This window comes from Gracilibacillus boraciitolerans JCM 21714 (assembly GCF_000521485.1).
Taxonomy (GTDB): Bacteria; Bacillota; Bacilli; order Bacillales; family Amphibacillaceae; genus Gracilibacillus; species Gracilibacillus boraciitolerans.
In genome coordinates this window covers 1-17,771 of the sequence record NZ_BAVS01000023.1, presented here as the reverse complement: position 1 = coordinate 17,771, position 17,771 = coordinate 1, and the positions used below count along the sequence as shown (strand labels likewise).

Below are 17,771 nucleotides of genomic sequence, written 5' to 3'. Positions count from 1 at the left end.
ATAATCATTTAATAAAGAGGGATGACTCATGGCAATTATATTTAACGAAAAAACAAGAGAATTTCACCTGCAAACAAACCAAACAAGCTATATTTTTACAATTTTAGAAAACGAACAATTGGGACAGCTCTATTATGGGAAAAAAGTAAGACATAAAGATTCCTTTCAGCACTTGCTTGTGAAAGGGAATCGTCCTAATACACCATATATAAAAGAGGGAGATATGAGCTTTACCTTAGAACAAACGAAACAAGAGTATCCTTCTTATGGGACTACTGACTTTCGTGAACCAGCTTTTCAATTATTACAAGAAAATGGTAGTAGAATTACTGATTTTCAATATGAAAGTCATAAAATCTATAAAGGAAAGCCTGAATTAGCTGGTTTACCTGCGACATATGCTGAAGCTGGAGATCAGGTAGAAACAGTTGAAATTACATTATATGACGCCGTAATTAATGTTGAACTAACACTTTTATATAGTGTGTTTGAAGAAATGGATGCAATTGCCAGAAGCGCAAGATTCGATAATAAAGGAAGCCAAAAATTAAATATAACCCGATCCATGAGTACTAGTGTTGATTTATTTGATGCAGATTATCAAATGGTTCAATTGTCAGGTGCATGGGCCCGCGAAAGGCATCTGAAGACGCGCAAACTTGAAACAGGGATTCAGAGTATTTCCTCGACTCGTGGTACAGCTGGAGCTCATCAGAGTCCATTTCTTGCCTTAAAGCGGCCAAGTACAACAGAATCTCAAGGGGGGGAGGTATTTGGTTTTAGCTTAGTTTATAGTGGAAACTTTTTGGCACAAGTAGAAGTTGATTATTTGGATGTCTCACGTGTAAGTTTAGGAATCAATCCATTTGATTTTAATTGGTTATTAGAAACAGGTGAAAGCTTTCAAACACCAGAAGCGGTCATGACGTATTCGAATCAGGGATTAAATGGAATGAGTCATAATTTCCACCAGCTTTATCAAAAGCGACTTGTGCGCGGTAAATGGCGTGACCAGGTCCGTCCAGTTTTAACGAATAACTGGGAAGGGACGTACTTTGATTTTACGGAAGACAAAATCGTCGAAATGGCAAAGCAATCAAAAGAGCTTGGCGTGGAATTGTTTGTATTAGATGATGGCTGGTTTGGTAAGCGTAATGATGATACAACATCCCTAGGTGATTGGTTTGTCAATAAGACAAAACTGCCAAATGGTATTAAAGGTTTAGCGGAAAAAATAACTGCACTTGATATGGATTTTGGTTTATGGTTTGAGCCAGAAATGGTTTCAAAAGTGAGTGAACTCTATGAAAAACACCCAGATTGGATTATCCATGTACCAAATCGCAATCTATCACATGGCCGTAATCAGTATGTACTGGATTTTTCGAGAAAAGAAGTGGTGGATGCCTTATATGAGATGATGTCAGAAATACTAAATGATGCCCCCAATTTCTTATGTGAAATGGGATATGAATCGTTTTATGACAGAGGTCGGATCTGCTGCATTACCGGCAGAAAGACAACAGGAAGTGACACATCGATATATATTAGGGGGGGTATATAATTTGTATGAACGATTGACAACCGAATTTCCTGATATATTATTTGAGTCTTGTGCAAGCGGCGGTATGCGTTTTGACCCTGGTATGTTGTATTATGCACCACAGACCTGGACCAGTGATGATACAGATGCAGTCGAACGATTAAAAATACAATATGGCACCTCTCTTGTCTATCCGGTTAGTTCTATGGGAGCACATGTCTCTGCCGTGCCAAACCATCAGGTAGGCCGTTCGCCGAGCATGAGAACGCGAGCGGAGGTTGCCTATTTTGGGGGGGCGTTTGGTTATGAATTAGATGTTACTACTTTACCTAATGAAGAAAAAGCATTGATGAGAGACCAGATTACATTTTTTAAAGAACATCGTGAGCTTTTACAATTTGGTAGCTTTTATCGTTTGAATAGTCCTTTTGAAAAGGATGAGAACAGAACTTCATGGATGATGGTATCTGATGATAAAACAAAAGCAATTGCTGCAGATTACCAGGTTTTAAGTAGGCCAAATGCTCCCTTGAAACGATTAGTATTAGAGGGACTGGATGAAGAGGCAAGCTATCGAATCGAAGGATATGAAGGAATATATAATGGAGATGAATTAATGGAGATTGGTATTTCACTTGATCATCAGCAATTCCGCGAATTGGGAGAACATAAACTACCAGGAGACTTTTATTCACGACTATTTGTGCTACAGAAGATTTGAACTACCCCCACCTACAAGCTAAAGCTTTTTGAGGAAGGGGGGGATTCCTGGGTCATAGACCTAACGGTTCTAAGTTTATCAGGCTATCCCCGTCGCACCGACGGTTGAAAGGTGCATACCTTCTTCGAGAATATTAACAGCTGCGTTGATGTCTCTATCGTGATTAGTTTGACAAGTCGGACATGTCCATACTCGAATAGAAGTATCCTTGATTATCGGATGCTTCTGTTTACAAGAAGAACATATTTGCGTAGAAGGGAAATGCTTGCCTACTTTTACAAGTTCTTTGCCATACCAATCACATTTATAAGTTAACATCGTAGCGAATTCACTCCAGGAAGCATCATGGATGGATTTGCTATATGATTTATCCTTCAACATATCAGAAATAGATAAGTCCTCGATGGCAATGACATCATACTGTTGGACTAGTTCAGAAGACAGTTTATGTTGAAAGTCTTTTCTTTTATTCACTACTTTTTCATGAATAGTAGCTATTTTTTTCTTTTGTTTGTGCCAATTATTCGAAAACTTTTGTTTTCGAGAAAGAGAACGTTGAGCTTTAGCCAACTTTTTCTCTAAAGATTGAAAATAACGTTCGTTGTTGATTTTGTTGCCATTTGAATCAATAACGAAATGAGTTAACCCCCATATCCAAACCGATGGTTTGGTTGGTTTTATCTCTTTTTTTAACCTCTTCTTTTACATTAATAGATACAAAAAACTTACCAGCTGCATTTTGACGTACTACTACGTGTTTAATCACCGCACTATCCGGGATAGGGCGACTGTTAGCGTATCGAATCCATCCTACTTTTGGTAACTTAATATGTGTTTCTGTCACTTTGATATTGCCATTCACTGACTTGGTGGTGTAGCTTTTTACCGGATGTTTGCGACTTTTGAATTGTGGGAATTTGTTTTGCTTCTTGAAAAAACGAACCATTGCATCGTTCAAATGCTCAATGCTTGCCTGCAAGCTGATGCTATCGACTAACTTCAACCAAACATAATCTGTTTTCATGCTTTTTAGTTCATTCTTAAACGCATTCACTTGTAGTGTTTTTTGGTTTTCTTCATCTCTATTTTTGATTTTTTCGAGAAAATGATTGAACACGAAACGTGAACAACCGAAAGACTGCGCCATGAAGGTTTGTTGTTGTTTATTCGGAAAAATACGATATTGATATGCTTTGTGTTGAACAGCCATCGGTTGTTCACTCCTTCCGTTTTTATCTATCTTCTATTATACTATCGAACGAGAGTTCGTGCAAAAGATAATATGACTAATTTTCAAAAAAAAGGCGATTCATCTCCCACCTAAACGTTTCGCGTTTTGAGGAAGGAGTCTTCTCGCCTAAGTTAGATAAAAAAGTAAGTAACTAGATAATCCAAAATTAATTAGCATAAAAAAACGGCATCTTCGCTTGTTTAATTAACAGCAGAGATGCCGTTTCTTGAGTTTCTTCTTTTTTCATTTGATAATTTGTATATAAGCTTGTAATATCAGTTTACCAGGTGTGAATTTTAATCAAAAAGGGGGGAATACTTCAATAACTGTACGATAAGATGTAACAAAGATAATAAGGGAGAAGATTCTATATGATTCAAATTATTGGTGTCACGGAAGAATGTAAAATAGAAAATAATATTTTTGTAAAAGATACTGATTTTTCTCAATATAAATGGTTTTGGGTTGATTTTGCTGAGCCTACAGACGAGGAAATAAAACACTTATCCACTACTTTTGATTTTCATCCACTTGCAATTGAGGATTGTATCCAAAGCCTGCAAAGACCTAAATTGGATTACTATGCAAATCATACCTTTTATGTCGCTCATTCCGTTAGGAAGAAGAAAAAGAAATTTATAAAGATGAGATCAATTTCTTTTTGAGTGAAAATTACATTGTTAGTTTTCATCGTGATTCTTCGAAGGAAGTTAAACAGGTTTGGGATAGGTTAAGATCGGATAATAATGTCGAGAAATGGGATACCTATCATGTTTTTTATGAAATTTTAGATAAGATTGTTGACAATTATTTTCCGCTTATTTATAAAATAGAAGATGAATTAGACAAAATCGAGGACAATACACAGAACAAGTCAATGAACAATTTAATGATTGAATTGTTTGATGCACGTCATATGCTGCTAAATTTAAGACATATCGTTAATCCAATGCGCGATCTCTTATACAAAATGCTAAACTCTCATCATTTAAAGGAGATTAGGGAGAGAAGAGAATACTTTTCCGATATATATGACCATCTTTTAAAACTATCAGAAATGGTGATGTCAAACCGTGAAGTAACCGCTGATATCAGGGATAGTTATCTGTCTCTTAATTCTCATCAAACCAATAACGTTATGAAAGTCTTAACCATTATTACGTCCATTTTTGCACCACTAACTTTTATAGCCGGAATATACGGAATGAATTTTGAGAACATTCCTGAATTAACCTGGGAATATGGCTATTTTATCACCCTTGGCGTGATGGGATTAATTGCTGTTACCATGTTTCTTTGGTTTAAAGTAAAAGGCTGGTTTAAATAGGGAGTCCTTTATATACAAAAAGGGCTCTCGCATGTTTAATATTGAAAACTTTCCTCATTTATCACGATGTTAAACGTCTGTATACCCTCATTGATCATAGTCTTACTTTATTTGCTGGTACTGGTTTAACATGTAGTGTATTTTTTTCTTTCAACAAGGGCTCTGCCACTCGTGTTCGAAAGAATTGTACTAACGGTCCTGTGAAAAATGCGAAAATTACGGTGGCAACCCCAACAATCGCTCCAAAAGAAAAGCCAATCACAACACATGATATATCTGTCGTTATCCGAGCAATCGGGAAAGGAATTTTTTGTTTGGAAACTCTCTCAATGACAAATGCTAACGAATCATATGGCGCCATTCCCAGTTTAGGTGTGATATAGAGTGCAACCCCCCATACTTGCAAATAAAACGGCCATCGCCATCATTAAAATTCGGACAGCTAACATCGATGACATATCTTCGAAAAATAAACCATAACCATAAACAAGGAAGTCTGAAATAAAACCAATGCCAATCATGTTAACAAGGGTGCCAATCCCAATGGAACTTCTGTAAAAAATAGCTACGATCGCAAGCAACACTATATTAAAAAGCACTTGATATAATCCAAATGATAAGTTGAAAAAATCACTTAATCCAAGGTTGATTGTTGTAAAAGGATCTGTTCCAAGCATACTGACACGAAGTAGTGAAACAGCCAAACCTATCAACAGATTCCCGATCAGCATCATGATGACTTTTCTTGCTGTTAGATGTTTCATAAAGTTGTCTCCTTTTGTACACATATATATTTCAAGCTTTCATCATGCTAAATACAAGACTGCTTATCATCTAAATTATATCGAATTTTTAGTTGGATTGATAGCTTTATGAAGAATAAAAGCGTTTAATGGAGGTGTCAGCGTTGAAAAAATGGATAATCAGTTTGGTCCTGATCGCTATGATGGCATGGGCCATTATAGATTTTCTGACAAATAATAATGAAGATAATGAAACAGAGAGTGTAGGACTGGATATTGGGAATATGGCCCCTGATTTTGAATTACAAACATTAGCAGGGGAAACGATAAGGTTGTCAGATTATAGAGGCGAACCAGTTATGCTTAACTTTTGGGCATCATGGTGTTCACCATGTCGAGCGGAGATGCCAGATATGCAACAGTTCCATCATGATACAGGTATGCAGATTTTGGCTGTTAATTTAACCGCGACAGAAACCAATTCACAGGATGTAAGTGCCTTTATGGAAGAGTTTGGACTAACGTTTACGATTCCTTTAGACCAGGAGAATATGGTAGCGGATCGTTATCAAATTCGCCCCCCATTCCCACGTCCTACATGATTGATGCGAATGGCGTGATCCAATTTTACGCTTTTGGACCATTGAATTATGAGCAAATGATGATGGAATATAATAAAATTAAATAATAATCGAGAGGTTGGGACATAACTAGCCAAAAATAATAAAAAAGGTTCTGATTATCATCACTTGATAATCGGAACCTTTTTTTGACGAATGGTTTTTAGAAGGTAATCCCCCCCAAGTGGTACAAAACATATTAAAGATAATGGGTAAATCTTCTTCCACAACAGTTGGATGGCACAACTTCCCGATTTGGAAATAAGATTCAGAGTTATCGTTATCCTCTACTCAATACTTACATTGATTAAGTTCTATCAGTTGCGAAAAAAATCTATTTGATCCTTACATTTTTTCGATAACATGAAGGAGTCGTTCCTATAAATTTATTGAACGTTCGATAAAAATGTGGTGTGCTTTCAAAGCCGCTTAGTTCAGCGATATGAGCAACAGGATAGTCCGTTGTCCACAACAGTTCTTTAGCCTTATATATTCTCTTTTTGTTTACATACACAGTAAGACCAATACCGGTTACCTCTTTGAAGACTCTGCTGAAATGAGCTGGACTAACGTGTGCTTTATCTGCTAACAGGCTTAGAGAAATGTTTCCCTGAAGGTTAAGCTCAATAAATGCAAATATCTCATTCATCCAAAAGTGGTTAAGGTTTTCCTCCCTAAATGTTTTATCTATTTGCTCTATACTTAAACGAGATAAAAAAAGCAATATTTGATGAGTAATTAAAATGGCAGCATGAATGGAGCCTACCTCATTTCCAGATAGTTCCTTTTCTATATTATTCAGAAATTGTTCAAAAGTCTCTTGTTTGGATACTGAGAGTGATATTTTATAGTATTTGTGCTTTTTAATCTTTTCAACAATAAATAAATAAGAAAAATTCTCATCAATCGGTATGGTTTGAATTAATGCAGGGCTAAAAAATATGACAGATGAAGTAACTAAATCATCCTGATTAGGTACCGCGTGATGAATGGTGTCATTAGGGACCAAAAAGACATCCCCCCCTTTATTCATATCATAAAGCGTATTATTAATAAAAAATGTACCAGTACCTTTATGAACATAAATAATCTCATGATAATCATGAATATGGGTTGGTAATTCGTTTTGGGGTTCCTTACGGCCTTTATACACAAAGGAAAATGGAAATAAGGAATCAACCTTTTTTTAATCGCTTTCATAAATATCACCTTTTTATATTCTATATCAAAAAACAGTATAAATAAAGCAATAAAAGCAATTATTATTTCATTTTATTTTTGTTAATCTATATTCAGAACGTATATTTATTTCATGTAAAGTATTTATAGGAGGCGTTTTTAATTGAAAGCTATTGTTTGTGAAAAACCTAGAGTATTTAAGCGCATAAATAAGGATAATCCCCCCCAGCTTAAAAAGGGTACTGCAATTGTTAACGTAAAAAGAATTGGAGTATGTGGAACAGATTTGCATGCGTTTACAGGAAATCAACCATTCTTTGAATATCCTCGAGCATTAGGACATGAACTTGCAGGAGTTATTGAATCAGTTGGAGAGAATTCATATGGTTTAAAACGCGGTGATCAAGTATCTGTTATTCCTTACATGGAATGTGGAAAATGTATTGCCTGTAGAAGAGGATTAACAAATTGCTGTACAAATATGAAAGTGATGGGAGTTCATTTTGATGGGGGGGGATGGCTGAACAAATCTCTGTGCCATGTGATCATCTCATTAAAACCAATGAATTAAGCTTAGATCAAAGTGCTATAATAGAGCCATTAAGTATTGGTGCACATGCGGTAAGACGATCTGACTTGCAAAAAGGTGACTTTGCTCTTGTGATTGGTGCAGGTCCGATTGGATTAGGAGTGATGCAGGCTGCTAAGCAAAAAGGTGCTAAAGTAATTGCGATGGATATGAATGAAGAACGATTAGCATTTTCAAAAGTGTGGGCAAAAGTAGACTATGCTATAAATGTAGAGAACGGACCTGTTGAGCAACTGATGAATATTACGAATGGCGACAAGCAAGCATTGTTTTTGATGCCACTGGAAGCAGTAAATCCATGGTTGATGCTTTCCAATATCCAGCCAATGGAGGAAAGTTAGTGTTTGTGGGATTAGTTAAATCGGATATCACCTTTTCTGATCCGTTGTTCCATTCTAAAGAACTAACCTTAATGGCAAGTAGAAATGCTACTAAAGAAGATTTTGATTTTGTGATAAACTCTCTTGAAAATGGTTTTATTGATGAAAAAAGTTTTATTACGCATCGATCCAAATTTGATGATTTGCCAAATGAATTCGAAAATTGGTTAAAACCAGAGACTGGCGTTATAAAAGCGATGATTGAAATATGATCACAAAAATAAGCATTTAAGATAGATTTCTTACAACCAAGGAACAAATTTTAAAATCTATGGTATTTTTAAAAAAAGTGTTAGGGTGGTGAAAAAATGCGAATAGATGCACATCAGCATTACTGGAAGATAAGTCGAGATGATTATGGCTGGATTAATCCAGATATCCGCACATTATACCGCGATTTTCTAGAAAGGGATTTAGTCGAACACCTTAAAAAGGCTGGAATAGAAAAAACGATTGTAATTCAAGCCGCTCCGACTATTGAGGAGACCGAATTCATCCTTTCATTAAGTGACCATTCAGAATCGATCGTTGGTGTAGTAGGTTGGATTGATATTGATCACCCATCCTATAAAGAGCAACTCGACATTTTTCGGAAACATCCGAAATTTGTTGGGATTCGCATTATGATTCAAGATATGCCTAATGAGACTATCATTTTAAGTGAAAAATACTTGGAAGCTTTCTCTTATTTTGGGAAGATCGATCTTCCGGTAGACTTATTAATTACTTCTAGTCAGCTTTGGGCTGTATCTGAATTATTAAAACGTGTAAAGCTAAGAGGAGTCATCGATCACATTGCCAAACCGGAAATTGAAAAAGGGAAGTTAGAACCCTGGAAAACACAAATGGCTGAAATCGCAAGTTACCAAAATATCTATTGTAAACTATCTGGAATGGTGACCGAAGCAAATCATGATAACTGGGAAACTAAAGATATGATACCTTATGTCCATCATATTGTAGAGGTATTTGGAATGCATCGCATTATGTATGGTAGTGATTGGCCTGTTTGTTTATTAGCTGCTAGCTATGATCAGGTTTACCATTTATTAAATGATGCACTACCTAGTGATGTTTCCACATTAGATAAGGAATTTATTTTTGGGAAAAATGCCATCGACTTTTACAAGTTAAATAATATAGAAGAGGAGGAACCATTTTGAAATATAGAAAATTGGGTCAAACAGGGTTGGATGTTTCCATCCTTAGTTATGGAGCATCATCATTAGGATCTGTTTTTCGAGAAATCAATGAAACGGAAGGAATTAAGACGGTACATGAAGCTATTGATCAAGGGATAAATTTAATTGATGTGTCCCCATATTATGGGTTGACAAAGGCAGAAACGGTTTTAGGCAAGGCATTAGCTAATATGCCCCGTGACAAATATATCCTTTCTACCAAGGCGGGTAGATTTGGTGTGGATGATTTTGATTTCTCTAAGAAAACAATCGTTAAAAGTTTAGATGAGAGTTTGCAAAGGTTAGGGACGGATTATGTAGATATCCTATATTTACATGATATCGAGTTCGGCTCCTATGACCAAGTAATAGAGGAAGGAATTCCTGCCCTAAAGGAATTAAAAGAACAAGGGAAAATTCGCTTTCTCGGGGTAACTGGTTTACCTTTATCTATTTTTGATAAAGTACTTAACAAAGTAGATTTAGACGTTATCCTTTCCTATTGTCATTATTCTTTGAATGATACATCTTTACTATCACAACTACCCTTATTAGAAGAAAAACAGGTAGGGTTAGTAAATGCTTCTCCATTGTCTATGGGATTATTAAATTCGCGTGAGGTTGCTAGCTGGCACCCAGCTGATAAGGAAATGCAGCAATTGTGTTTGAAAGCAGCCGAGTATTGTAAATCACATGGTTACGATCTTGCTAAATTAGCTATTCAGTTTTCAACACGAAATGAATCGATTCCAACTACTTTAGTCAGCACCGCAAGTATAAAAAATATAACGAAAAATATAAAATGGACGGAAGAACCAATAGATGAAGAAATTTTAGAGGGCGTTCTTGATATTCTTCAACCTATTCATAACAAGACCTGGCAAAGTGGGAATCCAGAGTGGAATTAAGATTGACTATAAAAATTAATTTGGCACCTTTTGGACTCCTTAAAGAAAGCGATTACATATTAATTGAATGTAATTATCATGATCAGCTAAAGATCTCATGTCACAAAAATAACTCATATTTATAAAGTTTCACTTTTAAATAAAGAGAGGAGATGCCTCATGAAAAATATAAGCAAACGACTCTGGTATAAACAACCGGCAAAAGAGTGGAATGAAGCTTTACCAATAGGCAATGGAAGATTAGGGGGTATGGTTTTTGGTCAGGTTCATAACGAACGAGTACAACTTAATGAGGATTCTGTCTGGTACGGTGGTCCAAGAGATCGAAATAATCCAGATGCATTAAAGTACTTACCTCAGATTAGGAAGTTAATAGCGGATGGCAGATTAAAAGAAGCGGAGGAATTGGCAGCGCTGACCTTTACAGGCACACCGGAAACACAGCGCCATTATGAGCCGTTAGGTGACCTGTTAATAAATATGGATCATCGAGATACAGAGACATCTAATTATTCTAGACAGCTAGATTTAGATAGTGCTACTACGACAGTGCAATATACTACAGGAGAGGTCACGTATAACCGAGAGCTATTTACTAGTTATCCAGATCAGGTGATGGTGATTCGTCTAACTGCCTCTGAAGCGAACTCTATCTCGTTTCGAACCTTGCTAGACCGTGGAAACGCAAGGAACTACGATGAGCTCGAGGCTATGTCCAACAATTCAGTAGTCATGCGAGGAGAAACGGGTGGAAAAGATGGTATTGGTTTTCGATGTGCAATAAAGGCAATACCTGAGAATGGTTCTGTGAAAACTCTAGGGAATCATTTAATCGTTGAAAAGGCAGATAGGGTCACATTGATTTTAGCAGCAGCTACCTCCTACCGTTATAATAATCCTGAGCAGCAATGTTTTCAGACGATTGAGCGAGTATCAGGAAAAGCATACGAGGAGTTACGTCAAAATCATGTGAAAGATTATCAGGAATTATTTAATAGAGTAAATTTAGAAATTGGTAATTCCGAAGAAGACATTTTAGACATAGCGACAGATCAACGCTTAGATTTAGTGAAAGAAGGTAAAAAGGATCTGTCATTAATTAGCACGTACTTTCAGTTTGGACGTTATTTATTAATTTCTTCCAGTAGACCTAATTCCTTACCAGCGACTTTACAGGGAATATGGAATGAGAAGATGCTGCCTCCATGGGACAGTAAATTTACGATTAATATCAATGCCCAGATGAATTATTGGCCAGCAGAGGTCTGTAACCTATCCGAATGTCATAAGCCGTTATTTGAACATATTGAGAAAATAAAAGAGAATGGCAAAAAAACTGCTAAAAGTATGTACGGTTGTCGGGGGGGATTTACGGCCCATCACAATACGGATATATGGGGGGAGACACAGCACCACAAGATATTTATATGCCAGCCACCATTGGCCAATGGGTGCTGCATGGTTATCTTTACACTTGTGGGAGCACTTTGAGTTTACGCGTAATCTGGCATTTTTAGAGAGCTCATATGATACTTTAAAAGAAGCTTCTTTATTTTTGTTGATTTTCTAATCGAAAATGGAGATGGACAACTCATAACAACACCTTCCGTATCACCTGAAAACACCTATATTTTACCAAATGGTGAAAAAGGAACGTTATGTGAAGGTCCTTCAATGGATAGTCAAATTATATTTGAACTCTTTTCAAGTTGTATAAGTGCAAGTGAAATATTAGATGTGGATCAAGCGTATCGAAACCAATTGCTCAAATTAAGAGGAAAATTACCAAAATTGAAAATTGGAAGGTATGGTCAAATTCAAGAATGGTTAGAAGATTATGAGGAAGAAGAACCAGGTCATCGTCATATTTCACATTTGTTTGCGCTTTATCCTGGAAAACAACTATCACTAAGCGCTACACCGAACCTGGTGAAAGCAGCAAAAGTAACTTTAGAAAGAAGGCTACAATCTGGTGGAGGTCATACTGGCTGGAGTCGAGCTTGGATTATCAATATGTGGGCTCGTTTAGAAGAAGGAGAACTAGCTTATCAACATATTCTTGAATTGCTTAAGTCTTCTACTCTGCCAAACTTATTTGATAACCATCCACCGTTTCAAATCGACGGAAATTTTGGCGGTACAGCAGGTATTGCTGAATTGTTGCTTCAAAGCCATACCGGAGAGTTACACCTACTGCCAGCACTGCCTAATGAATGGACAACAGGGAAAGTTAGTGGTCTAAAAGCAAGAGGTGGATTCGAAGTAGACTTATCTTGGGAGATGGGTGAATTAAAAGAAGTTGTTATTCATTCACTCGAAGGGGGGGAAAACTGTGAAGTCCTATATAATAATGAAAGAATTGATTTTGAGACGACAGCTGGCCATACCTATCCGTTGGTATTTAACAAGGAGTAATACAACATTTATGAGTTAAAAGGTTATTAATAAAATATGATAGAAAATGGGGAATTAAGATGCAAACATTGAAGAAACAAGCAGTAAATCCATATCTACCATCGTGGGAGTATATACCAGATGCAGAACCGTATGTTTTCAATGACAGAGTCTATATTTATGGCTCCCATGATCGTTTTAACGGCCATGCATATTGTTTAAATGATTATGTATGCTGGTCGGCGCCCGTAAATAATCTAGCAGACTGGCGTTATGAAGGAGTGATATACAAAAAAACCGACGATCCGTTGAATAAGGAAGCAAATATGTGTCTTTATGCCCCCCCAGATGTTACAGTAGGTTCCGACGGTCGGTATTATTTGTACTATGTATTGGATAAAGTCTCGATAGTGTCCGTGGCAGTTTGTGATACACCTGCTGGGAAGTACAAATTTTATGGGTATGTAAAAGATAAAAATGGCGGACGTTTAGGGGGGGAAAGAGATGGGGATGAACCACAATTTGATCCCGGGGGTTTTGACAGAAGGATCTACAACGTATCTTTACACCGGTTTTTGTGCTATTGGTGATAAATCGAGAAGCGGTACGATGGCAACAATATTGGGATCAGATATGCTGACGATCATAGAAGAGACGGTAACGATTACACCGAGTGAACCATATAGTAAAGGTAGTAGTTTTGAGGGGCATGAGTTTTTTGAGGCGCCTTCCATTCGGAAAAAAGGAGACACTTATTATCTCATCTATTCTTCTATTGTTATGCATGAGTTGTGTTACGCTACTAGCAAACACCCAACAAAAGGATTTGAATATGGTGGAGTTATTGTAAGTAATAACGACATGCATATTGATTCTTATAAACCTGCGAACAAGCCTATGTTCTATGGAGGGAATAATCATGGAAGTATAGTAGAAATCCGTGATAAATGGTATATTTTTTACCATCGCCATACCAATGGTTCCAATTTCAGTCGCCAAGGATGTATTGAACCAATCGAAATTCTAGGAGATGGTACGATTCCTCAGGTAGAAATGACTTCCTGTGGCGCTAATGGCAAACCGCTTATCGGACGAGGAGAATATCCCGCCTATCTGGCATGTAATCTTTTTTGCGATGACGAAGTAATGTATACAGGTGATCTCTGGATGGATACCCAATTTCCGAAAATTACACAGGATGGTAAAGATGGAGATGAAGAAACAGGATATATTGCCAATATGACGGAATCTGCAACAGCTGGGTTTAAATATTTTGACTGCCAAGGGATAAAAAAAATAAAAATTACAGTGAGAGGATATTGTAACGGTGCTTTTGAAGTGAAAACCTCTTGGGACGGGCCAGTACTAGCAAAATTGCCCGTTAAGTTTACAAATGTCTGGACCGAATATTCTTCGGACATCGAAGTTCCAGACGGTATCCAAGCATTATATATATCGTACACAGGTAGTGGGAGAGCTAATCTAGCTTCTTTCACTTTAGAATAACTGCAAATTAAGGCTGATTTAGTCAACATTTTATGATAATAATCTAAAAGGATAAATATAGCATAATAAGATCTATCATTATATTAAATCATGAAGGTGGGTAAATGTGATGGAAATAGAAAAGTGTATAAATCAGAAAGATTATTTGCTTATAGAATGCAGAAAAGGCTTAATCAAAATCATTCCTTATACGGAGTCTATCATCCGTATACGGTATACATTAGAGAATCAATTTAGTGAAAAGGAAAGTCTTTTTGTAGAACAAAATACCCAGCAAAACATTCATTATTCTGTAGAGGAAAAAAAAGATATTATTGTATTTTCCACAAGGAAGGTACACATTCAGATCAATAAAAATACAGCTGCTTTTACTTATATGAATGCTTCAGGAGGATTATTAACAAAAGAACCAAAACGAGGTGGAAAAACGCTGGTTCCGACTGAAGTGTTAAAACCTGTATATGATGAAAATACAGAGATTGAAAATTCCTATAATGTTGATGGGGGGGCTCGTGCGAAAGCTGTGACTACGGAACATGTGTAGATCGCATGGCATATCATACGAAACTGGAATTCGTTTGGGACAAGGAGGAAGCTCTTTACGGATTAGGTTCACACGAAGAAGGTGTTCTCAACTTAAGGGGAACCCATCAATATTTGTATCAACAAAATATGAAAGCGGTTGTACCTGTATTGGTTTCGACAAATGGATATGGTATCGTCGTCGATAGTTATTCGACGATGAAATTCCATGATGATATACATGGCTCCTATATTTGGACAGACATGGATAGTGAAATGGACTATTATTTTGTGTATGGTCCAGGTTTTGATCAAATTGTAAAAAATTATCGTTATCTTACAGGAAAAGCTCCGCTTTTACCAAAATGGACTTTTGGATATGTACAATCGAAAGAAAGGTATAAAACGCAAGAGGAACTGATTTCAGTCATCAAAGAGTATCGACAACGTCAAATTCCTCTCGATTTAATTGTACTGGACTGGCGGTCATGGACAGGGGGGGATTTGTGGGGGGGTCAAAAATCATTCGATCCGGAACGATTTCCAAATCCGACTGAAATGATGGAGAAGATTCACAAGCTCAATGCTAAATTGATGGTATCGATTTGGCCGATTATGAATAATGAGGGTCCCAATCATCTAGAGATGAAACAAAAAGGGTATTTACTTGGAAATAAAGCCACTTATGATGCGTTCAATGAAGAAGCACGTAATATATATTGGAAACAAGCAAATGAAGGGATTTTTTCCCATGGTACAGATGCGTGGTGGTGTGATTGTACGGAACCCTTCGAAGCGGATTGGTTTGGAGAAATCAAACTGGAACCGGAAGAACGTCTTTTCATCAATACGCAAGAAGCAAAAAAATATTTGGACCCAGGTTATATTAATGCTTACTCGCTTCTCCATTCTAAAGGTCTCTATGAAAATCAACGGCAGACAACTGAACGTAAACGTGTGGTAAATTTAACGCGGTCCTCCTTTGCCGGGCAACAAAAATACAGCACTATTACCTGGTCTGGAGATATTGCTGCTAATTGGGAGACGATGCGTAACCAAATTGCAGATGGCCTAAATATGTGTGTGACGGGTATTCCTTACTGGACCTTAGATATAGGTGCCTTTTTCGTATCTAATCGGGACCAATGGTTCTGGGATGGTGATTACCAAGAGGGATGTGAGGATTTAGGTTATCGCGAATTATATGTCCGATGGTTACAATACGGGGCATTTTTACCAATGTTTCGCTCCCATGGGACAGACACACCAAGAGAGGTCTGGCGATTTGGTGAACCAGGGACTCCCTTCTATGATACTCTAGTAAAATATATTAAACTTCGGTATCGCCTGTTGCCTTATATTTATTCGGTTGCTGGTTGGGTTACGCACCAAGATTATACGATGATGCGTACCTTAGCCTTTGATTTTAGAAACGATCCAAATACCTATAATGTAAACGATCAATATATGTTCGGTCCATCATTTCTTGTTAATCCGGTAACAGACCCGATGTATTATGAAAGTGGATCAGTAGAAATAGAAGGGGTAGCTAAAAAAAGATCGGTCTATCTGCCTGCTGGTACCGAGTGGTATGATTTCTGGACGAATCAACGACACCGCGGTGGCCAAACTATTGAAGCTCATGCTGATCTTGAAACCATGCCATTATATGTTCGGGCTGGATCCATTGTACCAATTGGTCCGACGATTCAATATACTGCTGAAGAATCAAATGATCCTTTAGAAATACACGTATTTAAAGGGAAAGATGGAAGCTTTTTGTTGTATGACGATGAAGGAGATACCTATGAATATGAAAAGGGAGCCTATGCGACCATTACATTACGTTGGGAGGATCAAAATAATTGTCTGGTAATTGAAGACCGCCAAGGTACTTATCCTGGTATGAAAATGTCGATGAAACTACTCTTAATTATTATTGATGGTGGAAAAGAGAATGTAGATCAGAAGAATATTACGTACAACGGCGAACAGACCATCATTGATTTTTAATCTGACAGATAAACAGGGAATTTACTACCTTAATAAAAACGTTTTCAAATAATTGCATAGATAACAAAACATTTCTATAAACCGCTGAAGAAAAGTTGCATTCATGTATACATGAATAAATTTAAAAAGCCATTGTCTTTATAGAAACTTTTAATATCTTATCAATAAGTGTCTATTGTTTGATCAAAGTTGGTTGTTTATAATAATTAAGATTAAGTTACACCACAGAAGTATCGGTATGTTAGAAGTCCGGTAAGACTTACTTTGAATTTCTTTGAGGAGGTACCATTATGAAACGCATCGAATCCTCCAAAATATTTAGGAGATTTTTAATATCTTATCTTGTGATTTTAATAATTCCGATGGTGGCCGGTTTTATATCCTATCAGGTTTCTATAAATACGGCTGAAAAGTACTCGATTATTAATAGTCGTCAGGTTCTAAATCAAAGTAAAAAAATACTAGAGCAAAGTTTAGATGAAATTGATCGTTTTGTTCTACAGTTGTCATTAGATAGGGATTTAAATATTTTGCTGAATAAAAGTGCTTCTGAAAAAAAACGGATTATAACTACTCTCAGGCAATTGACTAATAAACTTTCCTCTTATGCTACAACCAATGAATTCTTAGGAAATTTATATATTTATCTGAAAAAATCCGATTTAATCGTAACACCAGGATCAGTGTATTATCGTCCTTATCATTTCTATGAAAATGATAACTACACGGATATGACGATGTCGGAATGGAAAAAGGCTATACTGAATCAAGAGAGACAAATTATTCCAAGTAAACAATATATGCAAGATGAGTCTTCTACAAATGTTATCACATATGTTCAACCATTACCAATGAGTAATTTTTTAGATCATAAAGGTTCCGTTATTATACCAATAAACAATCAATTGCTTAAT

The 17,771-nt window shown here is 36.7% G+C and carries 13 protein-coding genes and 6 pseudogenes; 14 read left to right on the top strand and 5 right to left on the bottom strand.

All coding sequences use genetic code 11. The annotated features are described in order from the left end of the window. Nucleotides 1-28 precede the first annotated feature (28 nt). Nucleotides 29-2,264, top strand: a pseudogene (locus tag JCM21714_RS12930) (alpha-galactosidase). 78 nt (nucleotides 2,265-2,342) lie between these two features. Here JCM21714_RS12930 and JCM21714_RS23145 read toward each other — a convergent pair. Both JCM21714_RS23145 and JCM21714_RS23140 read right to left on the bottom strand, forming a co-directional pair. Next, nucleotides 2,343-2,873: an RNA-guided endonuclease TnpB family protein gene (locus JCM21714_RS23145; protein WP_268748358.1), complete on the bottom strand. Its 531-nt coding sequence runs from the start codon at nucleotides 2,871-2,873 to the stop codon at nucleotides 2,343-2,345. A 16-nt stretch (nucleotides 2,874-2,889) separates the two neighbouring features. Beyond that, nucleotides 2,890-3,474, bottom strand: a complete 585-nt coding sequence (locus JCM21714_RS23140; RefSeq protein ID WP_052000628.1) for an RNA-guided endonuclease TnpB family protein — start codon at nucleotides 3,472-3,474, stop codon at nucleotides 2,890-2,892. A 392-nt stretch (nucleotides 3,475-3,866) separates the two neighbouring features. Here JCM21714_RS23140 and corA point away from each other — a divergent pair. Then, nucleotides 3,867-4,822 (top strand): annotated as a pseudogene (gene corA, locus JCM21714_RS12920) (magnesium/cobalt transporter CorA). A gap of 94 nt (nucleotides 4,823-4,916) precedes the next feature. On the opposite strand, the gene JCM21714_RS21775 reads toward corA, so the two are convergent. Together JCM21714_RS21775 and JCM21714_RS21770 are read right to left on the bottom strand one after the other, a co-directional pair. Further along, nucleotides 4,917-5,183, bottom strand: coding sequence for a DUF6198 family protein (locus JCM21714_RS21775; RefSeq protein ID WP_235182847.1), 267 nt, complete (start codon nucleotides 5,181-5,183; stop codon nucleotides 4,917-4,919). 7 nt (nucleotides 5,184-5,190) lie between these two features. Next, nucleotides 5,191-5,586 carry a DUF6198 family protein gene (locus tag JCM21714_RS21770; protein WP_235182846.1) on the bottom strand — a complete coding sequence of 132 codons (396 nt, stop codon included), beginning with the start codon at nucleotides 5,584-5,586 and terminating at the stop codon, nucleotides 5,191-5,193. Between the two features lie 143 nt (nucleotides 5,587-5,729). On the opposite strand from JCM21714_RS21770, the gene JCM21714_RS12910 reads away from it, so the two are divergent. Then, entirely contained in the window at nucleotides 5,730-6,167 is a 438-nt protein-coding gene (locus JCM21714_RS12910; RefSeq protein ID WP_369403593.1) for a redoxin domain-containing protein, read from the top strand. Between the two features lie 352 nt (nucleotides 6,168-6,519). On the opposite strand, the gene JCM21714_RS12905 is transcribed toward JCM21714_RS12910, so the two are convergent. Then, on the bottom strand, nucleotides 6,520-7,338 hold the full coding sequence (locus JCM21714_RS12905; protein ID WP_052000626.1) for an AraC family transcriptional regulator: 819 nt from the start codon (nucleotides 7,336-7,338) through the stop codon (nucleotides 6,520-6,522). A gap of 189 nt (nucleotides 7,339-7,527) precedes the next feature. Here JCM21714_RS12905 and JCM21714_RS24310 point away from each other — a divergent pair, with 189 nt between their 5' ends. From JCM21714_RS24310 to JCM21714_RS12870, 11 genes and pseudogenes are all read left to right on the top strand, one after another. Continuing rightward, nucleotides 7,528-7,935 carry an alcohol dehydrogenase catalytic domain-containing protein gene (locus JCM21714_RS24310; protein ID WP_369403592.1) on the top strand — a complete coding sequence of 136 codons (408 nt, stop codon included), beginning with the start codon at nucleotides 7,528-7,530 and terminating at the stop codon, nucleotides 7,933-7,935. Further along, a pseudogene (locus JCM21714_RS12900) lies at nucleotides 7,881-8,545 on the top strand (zinc-binding dehydrogenase). Before JCM21714_RS24310 ends, JCM21714_RS12900 begins: the two are co-directional and overlap by 55 nt. 96 nt (nucleotides 8,546-8,641) lie before the next feature. Further along, nucleotides 8,642-9,496: an amidohydrolase family protein gene (locus JCM21714_RS12895; RefSeq protein ID WP_035724899.1), complete on the top strand. Its 855-nt coding sequence runs from the start codon at nucleotides 8,642-8,644 to the stop codon at nucleotides 9,494-9,496. After that, complete coding sequence (locus tag JCM21714_RS12890) at nucleotides 9,493-10,422, top strand: aldo/keto reductase (RefSeq protein WP_035724896.1); 930 nt, start codon at nucleotides 9,493-9,495, stop codon at nucleotides 10,420-10,422. The genes JCM21714_RS12895 and JCM21714_RS12890 overlap by 4 nt, the downstream gene beginning before the upstream one ends. Before the next feature lie 159 nt (nucleotides 10,423-10,581). Then, nucleotides 10,582-11,913: a glycoside hydrolase family 95 protein gene (locus JCM21714_RS21765; RefSeq protein ID WP_235182845.1), complete on the top strand. Its 1,332-nt coding sequence runs from the start codon at nucleotides 10,582-10,584 to the stop codon at nucleotides 11,911-11,913. Continuing rightward, nucleotides 11,870-12,525, top strand: a pseudogene (locus JCM21714_RS24995) (glycosyl hydrolase family 95 catalytic domain-containing protein); the annotation flags it as partial. The gene JCM21714_RS21765 and the pseudogene JCM21714_RS24995, both read left to right, overlap by 44 nt. Before the next feature lie 54 nt (nucleotides 12,526-12,579). Beyond that, nucleotides 12,580-12,837 carry a glycoside hydrolase family 95-like protein gene (locus tag JCM21714_RS24810; RefSeq protein WP_439644476.1) on the top strand — a complete coding sequence of 86 codons (258 nt, stop codon included), beginning with the start codon at nucleotides 12,580-12,582 and terminating at the stop codon, nucleotides 12,835-12,837. A gap of 59 nt (nucleotides 12,838-12,896) precedes the next feature. After that, nucleotides 12,897-14,322: pseudogene (locus JCM21714_RS12880) on the top strand (family 43 glycosylhydrolase). 109 nt (nucleotides 14,323-14,431) lie between these two features. Further along, nucleotides 14,432-14,866: a DUF4968 domain-containing protein gene (locus JCM21714_RS21755; protein WP_235182843.1), complete on the top strand. Its 435-nt coding sequence runs from the start codon at nucleotides 14,432-14,434 to the stop codon at nucleotides 14,864-14,866. A gap of 5 nt (nucleotides 14,867-14,871) precedes the next feature. After that, complete coding sequence (locus JCM21714_RS12875) at nucleotides 14,872-16,857, top strand: glycoside hydrolase family 31 protein (RefSeq protein ID WP_235182842.1); 1,986 nt, start codon at nucleotides 14,872-14,874, stop codon at nucleotides 16,855-16,857. 290 nt (nucleotides 16,858-17,147) lie between these two features. Continuing rightward, nucleotides 17,148-17,771 (top strand): annotated as a pseudogene (locus tag JCM21714_RS12870) (helix-turn-helix domain-containing protein); the annotation flags it as partial.